Source organism: Escherichia sp. TW14182 (assembly GCF_000208525.1).
Lineage (GTDB): Bacteria > Pseudomonadota > Gammaproteobacteria > Enterobacterales > Enterobacteriaceae > Escherichia > Escherichia ruysiae.
In genome coordinates this window covers 1-10,228 of sequence record NZ_AEJZ01000281.1, presented here as the reverse complement: position 1 = coordinate 10,228, position 10,228 = coordinate 1, and the positions used below count along the sequence as shown (strand labels likewise).

The window sequence follows — 10,228 nt, the reverse complement described above, 5'->3', positions numbered from 1 at the left end:
TGAACGCCTTATCCGGCCTACAAAATCTTGCAAACTCAATACATTGAAGAATTTTCGTAGGCCTGATAAGCGGAGCACATCAGGCAGTTTTGCCTTTGCCATCAGTCTTGTACGGCTTTTAATTATTCAATAGAGACATTTTCGAAGTGATGTTTTCCTAATGGATCAACCACATAGCCTTTAACTTCTTTGCGTACCGGTTCAAACACGGTGGAGTGAGCGATGATCAGTGCCGGAGCCTGATCGTGCATCACGACCTGTGCTTGTTTGTACAATTCAACACGCTTGTTGTGGTCGTCGGTAGCACGCGCCGGTTGAATCAGATCTTCAAACGGTTTGTAGCACCATTTTGAGTAGTTGGAGCCTTGTTCAGAGGCGGCGCAGCTGAACAGGGTGGCGAAGAAGTTATCCGGATCCCCGTTATCGCCAGTCCAGCCCATCATTACCGTCTGATGCTCGCCATCTTTCGCACGCTTGAGGTACTCACCCCATTCGTAGGTGACGATTTTGGCCTGCACGCCCACTTTCGCCCAGTCTGCCTGAATCATCTCCGCCATGCGGCGAGCATTCGGGTTATACGGACGTTGTACCGGCATTGCCCACAGGTCGATGGAGAAGCCTTTTTCCAGGCCCGCTTCTTTCAGCAAGGCTTTCGCTTTTTCAGGATCATAGGTGTAATCCTGAACGTCGTCGTTATAGCCCCACATGGTTGGCGGGATCAGGTTTTTCGCTGCCACGCCCGCGCCCTGATAAACCGCTTTGATTATCGCGTCTTTGTTCACCGCGTAAGTCAGTGCCTGGCGAACTTTCACGTCATCCAGTGGTTTTTTCTGCACGTTATACGAGAGATAGCCGACGTTCAGCCCCGGCATTTCCATCAGGTTGATGGATTTATCCTGCTTCATACGGGCGATATCTGCCGGGTTCGGGTACGGCATCACCTGGCATTCGTTCTTCTGCAATTTTGCGTAACGCACAGAAGCATCAGGAGTAATAGAGAAGACCAGCGTATCGATCTGCGGTTTGGTGCCCCAGTAGCCATCAAATGCTTTGTAGCGAATACGGGAATCTTTCTGGTACTGCTGTAACTGGAACGGGCCGGTGCCGATTGGGTTGAGGTCCAGTTTTTCCGGTGTACCAGCTTTCATCATCGCGTCAGCATATTCTTTTGACAGAATAGAGGCGAAGTCCATTGCCAGGTCAGCGAGGAACGGCGCTTCCGGACGCGTTAGCACGAACTGAACGGTGTTGTCGTCCACCTTCTTCACTTCGCTGATCAGCTCCGGCAAGCCCATGCCTTCGAAGTATTCGTAGCTGCCGCCAGAAACTTTATGGTACGGGTTTTGCGCGTTTTTCTGACGATCGAACGAGAACACCACGTCATCGGCATTCAGTTCGCGCGTCGGTTTGAATTCTTTATTGTCATGCCACTTCACACCTTTACGCAGATGGAAGGTATAGGTTTTACCGTCTTCGCTGATTTCCCACTTTTCAGCGAGGCCTGGAATCACTTCGGTGGTGCCGATTTTAAATTCAACCAGGCGGTTATAAAGCGGTACGGAAGAGGCGTCATAGGTGGTGCCGGAGGTAAACAGCTGCGGGTTAAACCCTTCAGGCGAACCTTCTGAGCAATAAACCAGAGTTTTAGCCTGAACACTTGCTGCAACGGTCATAGCCACCAGGCTGAGACCAAGCTTCAGCATCCCTGACTTTTTCAAGGAAATACGCATTATTCTGCTCCAATTGTGATGTTTGTTGTTTTAACCCTTTGCAGTGGGTTGTCGTTGCCTGACCTTTTTTGTTTTTTGCCCGGTCGGGTCAACGTTATGAGGTGGGGATGCCGTACTAATTAACATCAGTGTAACAGTGCGGATCCTCCATAAAATGCCCCTCGTGACCTACAATCTGTCAACAGAATGTGAAAACGTCAATACAGCCAACCGGGATTTACACCAACGGTGAGAATCCACAAACAAAGATTAAAAAAACTTCAAACCGCTATTTGCAGCAGAGAAATTTGTGCTACTCCAACATAACCAGAACAATCACCTTAATATTTCGCAACAATTGGTGATTAAGTTTTATGCTTTTAATGAAAAAAATCTGAGGAAAAGGTGGATATCTGAGCGATTAATACCATGAACGCTAAAACGCACAGCGGAAAATGCCAGCGCCAGCCATAAGTAACGCAAAAAAAAATTTAAGCAAATATAAAAAAAGACAATGGATTCTGTCACAAATCCGTTAATGGATAGTGAGATATGGGGCGCAAATTTGGCAGGGAAATGTGTGGTGTGGGGGGTGGATAAGGCGGTCGCGCCGCATCCGACAATGGGTCGGCACATTTGCCTGATGCGACGCTGGCGCGTCTTATCAGGCCTACGTCGAGTCGAACCTCCTGCCCCCGGAGGTTCTCATCCTCATAGGCTACAAATGCAAAAAAGCCTGCTCGCTGAGCAGGCTTTTCGAATTTGGTCGGTGATAGAGGATTCGAACCTCCGACCCCTTCGTCCCGAACGAAGTGCGCTACCAGGCTGCGCCAATCACCGAATGCGGGGCGCATCTTACTGCGCAGATACGCCCTCGTCAATCCCTTAATAGCAAAATGCCTTTTGATCGGCGAGAAAGTCAGCAGGCCTCTTAGTTAGCCGCTGCCTCTTTTATCTGCGGGATGTGACACCAGTTGTTGTTTTCGTTAATTCCACCATCCGGTGAAGTATAGCCAAGACAACCCATGATGGTGTCGTACAGCTCTACGTGACGGCGCGGTACTTTCATATCGGCTTCTTTTTTCAACTGCGCGAATGCCTGCGCATTGGCCGGATTTTCCAGATATTTATCTGACATCCAGACCATCATCGGCACGCGGAACTGCTCCGGCGGTGCATATTCACGTGGTGTACCATGCAAGTGCTCACGCTCGTTAATCGACTCACCGTGATCCGCCGCGTAGAACACAATTGCTTTCTTATCGCGGAATCTGTCGATCACCGAGTCGATAAAATGATCTACGTAGGTGATGGAGTTATCGTATGAGTTGATCATCGGCGCTTTTGGACATTTGCGATCAATTGCATAACACTCTGGCTTCCACTGGGCAAACTCACGTGGATAACGCTGAGTATAATTGTAGTGCGACCCTTTGGTATGCAGCACAATCAGATGCTTACCTTCTGGTTTTTTCTCCAGAGAACGTTCAATTTCATTCACCAGCAACATGTCGTCTACCGCTTTTCCACGGTTACGTGGCTCAGCCGCGATTTGCTCACGGTAGGCAATGTTGTCAGCCATGGTATTGCTGTAGAACCACATCTCGCTCTGCATGGCGTACAAATCGGAGCTAAAACCCAACTGTTTGAGAACCGCAAATACGTTCTGTTCTTTAAGAGTACGTTGAGGGTTATCTTCCGTTCCACCTTCACGCACAAACATACAGCGTAGTGATAATTTAGTCGCGGTATCGCAAGAATAACCACGATACATCACCAGGTTTTTCTCTTTTGCCAGCTTCGGCGTTGTATCACGCTCGTAGCCCAACATTCCCATATGATCCCAACGCGTGGTTTCACCAATAATGAAAATCACATAGGTGTCGTCGAGATTTTGCGTCGGGGTATAGGTGAATTTTTTCGCCGGATTCATCAGCGAACGATTGTCTGAAGATTCATCCACTTGCGCCCAGGCATACAGCCCCAACGCAGAAAGCCAGTTCGAAGGTAAATAGGAGTTCGCCAACACCCCGCCATAACTAGGCATATCCACCCCAGCCATGCGGTCGGCACGCTTTTGCGCTACATCCATCAGACGTATTGGCCCCCATACCAGCAAGCCCGCTAACAGCACAGTAAGCGCGCTACGCCAGCGTGTTTTCGGGGTACAAAGCTGACGCCAGAAGGTGTCTTGTGAGCGGTTCATCCAGATAAATAGCAACGGGATAATACTCACCAGTACAACCCATGCGATAAGCGTCCAGCCAACCACTTCTTTCGACAGGTCAATGTCGGTGGTCATCACCGAAGCGACAATCCCGTAGCCAATCATGACATTCATAAATGTCATGTAGTAGCTGGCTCCGGCAGAAATCAGCACCAGCAATGAAGCCAGCACTTTCCAGGTCGTTCTGCCAAAGAGTGAAATTAAGCGTAAAAAGAAGAAGGTTGCCAGAACCGTCCCTGCCAGTTCGATAACCGCCGAAACGCCATTAAGAAAAGTGAAGTTATGCGCGTAACCGTCAAACCGACGGAAATAGACTGCGCAATTCATAAACAAACCAATATAGACAGCGAGAAAAAAGCTTAGCTTTTGCTGCGTTATCGTTTTGATGTATCTCATGCAAACAAACCCTGGGATAAAGGGGAAAAAATATCCAGCACTCCGTTTTTGCAGTGGGAGTATCAGGAAAAAATGCAGGAGTAGTGAACGCCATCCCCTGCTCATGTCGTTAAGTAGACCACAGAGAGAAGGAAAAGTGGCAATGAAGTGAGTTTTAGCTACAGATATTTACAAAAAGCAAGTCAGAATGCAGACCAATAATTAACTGTTCTTGTAAAAAAGAGGAGTAATCTCCTCTTTTTCTGCCAAAAGTCCGAAGCTGGTTACTCATACTCCACGGAGAAATTGACCATGGCATTTGCATGTCCAGACGTTGCATTGGCGTTTACAACGACATAACTCGCTTTGTAGTTCAGTTGGGTTGTTGTTCCATTTACTGGCCACTCTATCGCCGTTCCACCAGCGACTTTCGGAATCTGTTTTGTGCCCTTGCCGTCAACAATTTGTAGGGCTATTCCCGTTGCGCCTCCGGCATCCAGAGCAAAAAGAGAGTTATCATTGGTGTCAGGAAGGCCGTCCATTGTTACTTTAGCTTTTGATATTCCGTCACAATCTTTTAATTCGATTACGAAATTTTTTTCGTTTATGACTCTTCCGACCGTGACTGGCTTCATTAACATCATTTTCCCCATGACAACTTCTAAATCAGCGGCTTCAAACTCACACCCTTTGGCCACGACTGAAAGAGAAAACGTCAGTTTTCCTGCTTCACCGAGGCTTATTTTGGCTTCAGCGCCGGGAAAATATGCCAGAGCTAAAAAGGGTAACAGGCAACGTATACTATTTCTCCACATGATGACTAATCCATATCCAGAAAGATTGTTGCAACCCCACTATATTGCCCTGCCGCTGGAGCATTTCCGGTCGTGCTGATTGGTGCTGCTTTCAGTTTAATTGTTGCATCGCGATGTTGTTGGGAATCGTTCGAACCGAGGTTTAAGTTAACACTGCTGTTGGTATCGTTAGGCCTTAAGACATTGCCGTTTGGATCCATAACCAACACACCAATGTCTGGGTTACCCATATCGATGGCACGCTCGTCAGCCTGACTTGTGTTTCCTTCAATCCTTAGAGATACCTGAATGCCATCGGTAATATTTTCACAATCGAACTGGAGGTTAATCTCTTTTTCAGTGCCTCCAACTGGAATGGTTCCTTTTTTATTTTTAAATGCCGAAGATGGGTACTCGCCGAAGGGGACATCCAATACCGTACCGGCGTCAATTTTACAGCCTTGTGTAAAGGTCAATTTTCCTGCAATACTGACCGTAGAAAGTGGATCCCTGTATGTATTTTTTTTCTTTGAGGCATACATTGTTGCAATAAGCGTGTAGGGAATTTCCACCTCACCCTGAACAGGCTTTGCTATATAAAATGACAGATAGCCATTACTGCCAAATTGCCCCAGATTATTACCTTTACAGTCTTGAGAAGAGTTATTTAAATTAGGGATCTGACTATTGGCCTCCGGAACGCGGAACAACACGCTTGGACCTTGAATCATGGTCATTACTTCCAGCTCATCGGTTAACCGGTAGTATTGCTCACTGTTTATTTTTCGCGTTGCCGTAGATAAGTTACTCACGACTTTAATCAGTGTATCCTTTTCCGTTTTATAAGTATCCGGACACTCACAAATAAAACTAAAAGGCTGCCCAACACCAGCCCATGAGTAAATTAATCTTAATTCAGTACCCGCTTTATTTTTGCTGGCATCCATAATATCAATATCAAAATTGACTGGGTAATCATGAACACCTGAAGTCGATGTACAGGGTCCCCAATCTGCAGCCATAACATTATTGGCCGTAAACAACATGCTTCCAACAAAAAACAGACTTGAAATTTTCATCATATTATCTATCCCTGATCATTGGCAATTTGTTGTCACAGAAATAATACCTGACGATTTTTCCTTAATCGGCAGTTCATATTTCGCAACGCATTGTTGTGAAGTATCTTTACCCCATACGATCTTCACATCCCCTTTTTTAGGCATCCCGCTGATATATAACTGCCCATCTTCACCAACAATACCGCTAATCTGTTCACTTTTATCTGAAACCAGCGTTGCAGTTGCACCAAAGGGGACGCTCACTTCATTTTGCCGAATTAATGTCATAAGAACTCGATAACCCACACGGGTATCGAAATGCGCCCGTACGACAGCTCCTCGCGTTGGCACAACTGTCTGGAATGCGCTGTTCATATCAACACTGTCATTCAACGTTTCACTGCGAATGGACACATCATTTTCACGGTAGATGCTCAGATAAGGAACGACCGCATTACCTTGCCAGTCAACACTCACACCACTATTATTTAATACTTTCGCCCCCCGGGCACCTGGTGCTGAAACTATACCAATGGTTTCACCCAAAGGTTGGGAAAGCGAGATCCCTTCACTGTGCGCTACAATGCCACCACGCAGGCTGTAGTTAGTCTGCTGGTAGTCTTTACCATAGCTGTAACCCACGCTGATATTACCGGCGCCGCCCTGGTACGACAAACTGGCATTACCGCTATTACCAACACCATTACTGGAATACCCTTCCTGAACGTTATAGCTGAGATTGCGATCTTCTAACAAAGTGCCATTGACGCCAAGCTGTTGTGTCGTACGACCATCCTGATCGGTTGTCACGCGGTAGTTACTCCATGCCCGACCAAACGGAATGGAAACATTAAATGACCACAACTGGTCGTTTTCATCCCATTCAGGGCTTTTATTCCAACTGTAAGCAATACTGTAATTAACACGTCCAATACGACCGTTGTACCCGGTAGCCAAAGAAAGGCGCTTACCGTCATCATTCCAGTAATCCTGCTGGGTCATATTGAAATAAACCGACCCATAGGTGCCCAATTGCTGTGTCAAATTACCCTGAATTTCACTACGCTTATGGTAACGGCCGTAATCGCTGTCAGCACCGCTACGCACATCTGTTGCTTCCTGGAAGGTATAAAAACCACTGGTAGAATACTTGTAACCCAATAAACGGAAATCTGTGCCGCTGGCAAAGCTTTTTGAATAAAGAAAGCGGTACGATTGTCCCTGATCGGTTGCATTATTATTTAATGTACTTTTTGCCTGAGTAATATCAACCGATATTGCACCAATAGAGCCAAAGTTTTTTCCCAATCCCAGAGCAAATGCGTTGTAATCCTTAGAAATTAATGCGCCACCATAGGTGGTCATACCAAACGGTAAACCATACATCGCATTAAACTGACCAAAGCGTGGGTTGGCGCTATCGTAATTACCAGCACGGTATTCACCAGCAGAAAGGCTATATTTGAGATGCCCTTCACGTTGGAAAATAGCGACTGAAGAGAATGGCTGAATAAATCTTTGTTCACTACCATCAGCTTCTTTAACAATTACGGTTAAATCACCGCTGTTCGCTGTGGGGTATAAATCGTTAATTTCAAACGCACCTGGCTGAACAAATGCTCGATAAATCACGTAACCATTTTGTTCAATACTGACTTCCGCGTTACTTTTCGCTATCCCTCGAACTACCGGAGCAAAACCACGTTGGCTGTCTGGCAACATTTCTTCATCAGAGGCCAGTAATGCCCCGCGCATCTGCACACTGTCAAAAATATCTGAAGGTGTTGCTGTATCACCCAATGTCAGTTGCGCTTTCAGCGGAACAATGGCCCGTGTTACATAGGTGCCAATATTGTCCCACTGCTTCTCGCCGTTACTATAGCTCCAGTTACTGTAATTTCGCAGACGCCATGCCCCAAGGTTAAGGCCGCTTCGCATACTTAAGTAGTAGCTATCGTTAGTCTGGCTAGTTTCGTTTTTATCCTGGTGATGATTACCATTTTCATCAATGTAGCGATTATAACTTTTTGTATCATGAGAACTGTTACTACCGCTGAAACTGTAATCAAGAAGCAACGCGGGCACACCATCGTCCCAGCGTGATTCAGGTACTGTACCGCGAGCAACCTGCTGCATTGCCGCCTGAGGAAAACTCATCACCAGTTTTTGTTCGCTAAAATCAAAATGACTGGTCGCCTGAGGGATAATTTCATTAAACGCCACACAGGCTTCTGCTGGTATAAGGTTAAGTACTGAAAAACTGTCTACACGAACGCCCATATCAGCCAGTTGTGTCCGGCTTAAACAAGGTATGAGAAACTCCCCCATCTCCTTTCGTTGGGATTCTGTAGCCGCCTTAAACTCCAGAGTGCGCGTTTCCATTTTTTGTTCATTGACGATTAAAGAAACGCGATATGTTCCAGGCAACTGCGCGCCATGGTCAGTTTCGTACATGGAAAGGTCAACATGCTGGTTGATCCCTGCGGTATCTTCCAGAAAACGCGGATTAAATTTTCCAGCTGTCGCAGAAAAAGAGCCTGCAACCGTAAGCGCCAATACAGATAAAGAAAAGGGCAAAGAAGTGTAAGTGCGCGAAACGACCATCCATGACATTAAGTTGGTTCCCCTGAAAACTATTAATTAATTTCGCGAGTCAGATATTCACCTGAAGAGCCAAAATCATTAATTGTATTATATTTTATTTGCGAAGCACTGTTCACACCTGCAGGCAAATTGATATTCAAAGACCCTTTTGCTGGCACCATACCGGACTTTTCAATTTCGTGTCCGTTAATAAATACATCACTGAACGTGATGTTAAAAACAGTTGGATTGTCAACTTTTATCTGTTTACCGTTTCGCGTAAAACGTAGTTCTCCTGGCGAAGATTTAATATCCCCTTTTAGACCTGCTGGGCGATAAAAAAGCTTGATGCGAGTACGAACTGCAATCTGCAAGACATTTTTCCCTTCATTTTCTTCATTTTGAGAAGGAATCGCTTTGACGTTTACCCAGTAAACAGATTCACGATCCTGAGGTAAGGACGGATTCACATTTACGATACGTAAGATGTTGTTTTTTCCTGGCTCAAGTTTGAATAATGGCGGAGTAATGATGAATGGTGTTTTTTTACTACCCGTTGCATCATCAACCCATGACTGAATAAGAAATTCTTCTGATTTATTTTTGTTTTGTACGGTTAGCGATGCTTCTTTCTTATTACCGTCATAAATCACCCGAGTAGAACTAAGCCCAACCCCACTCGCTAGTGCAGACTGCGAAATTAACACCCAAAGAGTTAACGCAATGAATTTTTTTTTCATCATTCTATCCATGAACGTTGAACACAATTGGCGGAGAATTCATCTTCGCCAATTGTGAAACTAACTATTACTCGTAAGACAGATTGAAATCAACCTGAGCATTACCATAACCAGTAGTTACAGCAGCTAAAGTAGAAACATAGTTTGCGGTGAAATAAAGAACTGTCTGACCTTTTTTCAGGTCAGTGCTGGATTCACCACTATTCATCGCAACCAGGGTGTTGCTGTTATCATAAATACCGATACCTACGCCTTTCGCCGCGCCTGCTTCGGTGCTAACAGAGATAAGTTCAGGTTTATCGGTATCACCAACGCCACTAAAGCTGACTTTCGCCTTTTTCAAAGTGGTGATATCACAATCTTCCAGCTTGATTTCGAAAGGTTTTGATGGTGATTTATCACCGACTGCAGCAAATACAGATTTTTGCACCTGACCCAGGACAACTTCCTGATTCTGAGAATCAACTGACAGTACGCAAGCTGCATCGACGATTTCACCTGTAAATTTCACAGTGCCATCACCGGAATCCGCTGCAAATACGGAACCAGAAGTTAACGCCAGTGCTGACAAGGCAAAAACAACCTTTTTCATGAATAACTCCATTTATATAGATAAATATGCTTAATGTTGTTCACACAACGGGGCGCAGATTATACAAATGGCACTAAAAAATAAAATTATTTTTACTAAATATTATTTTTTAAAATAAAAAGGAATATATATTAAATTCAGCATGTT

7 protein-coding genes and 1 tRNA gene are annotated in these 10,228 nt (G+C 45.4%); all 8 read right to left on the bottom strand.

The genetic code is table 11. The annotated features are described in order from the left end of the window. Positions 1–122: 122 nt before the first annotated feature. The 8 genes from dppA to lpfA all read right to left on the bottom strand — a co-directional run bounded on the left by dppA (position 123) and on the right by lpfA (position 10,081). Positions 123–1,730, bottom strand: a complete 1,608-nt coding sequence (gene dppA / locus EQY_RS0119960) for a dipeptide ABC transporter substrate-binding protein DppA (RefSeq protein WP_001222867.1) — start codon at positions 1,728–1,730, stop codon at positions 123–125. Between the two features lie 742 nt (positions 1,731–2,472). After that, a tRNA-Pro gene (locus EQY_RS0119955) sits at positions 2,473–2,549 on the bottom strand. Between the two features lie 91 nt (positions 2,550–2,640). Then, a complete protein-coding gene (gene eptB, locus EQY_RS0119950) occupies positions 2,641–4,332 on the bottom strand; it encodes a kdo(2)-lipid A phosphoethanolamine 7''-transferase (protein ID WP_001269269.1) in 1,692 nt (563 codons plus the stop codon). A gap of 263 nt (positions 4,333–4,595) precedes the next feature. Beyond that, positions 4,596–5,126, bottom strand: a complete 531-nt coding sequence (lpfE, locus tag EQY_RS0119945; protein ID WP_000269272.1) for a long polar fimbrial protein LpfE — start codon at positions 5,124–5,126, stop codon at positions 4,596–4,598. A 5-nt stretch (positions 5,127–5,131) separates the two neighbouring features. Next, positions 5,132–6,187 (bottom strand): fimbrial protein, encoded by a 1,056-nt coding sequence (locus EQY_RS0119940; RefSeq protein ID WP_000975825.1) that lies wholly within the window; start codon positions 6,185–6,187, stop codon positions 5,132–5,134. Positions 6,188–6,202: 15 nt separating this feature from the next. After that, positions 6,203–8,779: an outer membrane usher protein LpfC gene (gene lpfC, locus EQY_RS0119935; protein WP_000118721.1), complete on the bottom strand. Its 2,577-nt coding sequence runs from the start codon at positions 8,777–8,779 to the stop codon at positions 6,203–6,205. Between the two features lie 23 nt (positions 8,780–8,802). Beyond that, positions 8,803–9,489, bottom strand: coding sequence for a long polar fimbrial biogenesis chaperone LpfB (lpfB, locus tag EQY_RS0119930; RefSeq protein WP_000726213.1), 687 nt, complete (start codon positions 9,487–9,489; stop codon positions 8,803–8,805). 67 nt (positions 9,490–9,556) lie between these two features. Next, positions 9,557–10,081, bottom strand: a complete 525-nt coding sequence (lpfA, locus tag EQY_RS0119925) for a long polar fimbrial major subunit LpfA (RefSeq protein ID WP_000758160.1) — start codon at positions 10,079–10,081, stop codon at positions 9,557–9,559. Positions 10,082–10,228 lie beyond the last annotated feature (147 nt).